The sequence below is a fragment of the Geobacillus jurassicus NBRC 107829 genome (assembly GCF_001544315.1).
GTDB classification, from domain to species: Bacteria; Bacillota; Bacilli; order Bacillales; family Anoxybacillaceae; genus Geobacillus; species Geobacillus jurassicus.
In genome coordinates this window covers 1-745 of the sequence record NZ_BCQG01000125.1, presented here as the reverse complement: position 1 = coordinate 745, position 745 = coordinate 1, and the positions used below count along the sequence as shown (strand labels likewise).

Annotated in this window: 1 protein-coding gene; it reads right to left on the bottom strand. The window is 44.6% G+C overall.

Annotated features, from left to right (window positions below; genetic code table 11):
- On the bottom strand, positions 1 to 745 hold a 745-nt coding region (locus GJ1_RS17420), incomplete at both ends, for an MFS transporter (RefSeq protein ID WP_157068422.1).

Here is a 745-nt window from a genome sequence, read left to right as displayed (position 1 = left end):
CTTTGGTCCAAGCAAAGAGCCTAAAATCGCTCCCACCCCGATGCTTGCCTCCAGAAAACCAAAGTGAGAAGGAGAGACATGAAAATGATGCAATAAAGCGCTGACAAGATTTGTATTCAAAATACCGATCACGAAGGATAATGGAATCATCATGAATAAGAAAAAACGCAAGATAGGTAACAGAAAAATGTCTCGGTATCCAGTCAAAGCATCCAGCCAATAACCGCTCTTTTTCTGCTTATGATGAAGGTATTCTTCAAACTTGATGCTCCAAATCAAAATGGCCGAAAGGAGAAATGTAGCGGCGTTAACCATAAAGTTGATATCGTATCGTTCACTTAAAAGAAAAAGTCCCCCAATGGCCGGTGCAATTATTTGCATAGCCGATGCTGTTCCATTTGATAGCGCAATCGCCTCTGGAATTCGTTCCTTTGGGATAATGGACGGAACGATGGAAGATTGGGCAGGTACAAATAGCGCTGTCCCGATCCCATGCAATCCCAACAAAACGAGCAAGATGATGGGGGATTGTGCAAAGGCAGCCATGCAAAGAACGATGATCATTCGATACAGGTCAGCGAACACCATCAGCCGCCGCTTGGAAAATCGATCAACAAGAGGACCGAATACTAAGCTCAAGACAGCAGTTGGGAGCAATTGGACGAATATAACCATTCCGATGAGCAAAGAATGGCTGGATGATTTTCCGATGAGGTAAATGAGCGCCACCCTTGTTATGCCGTCG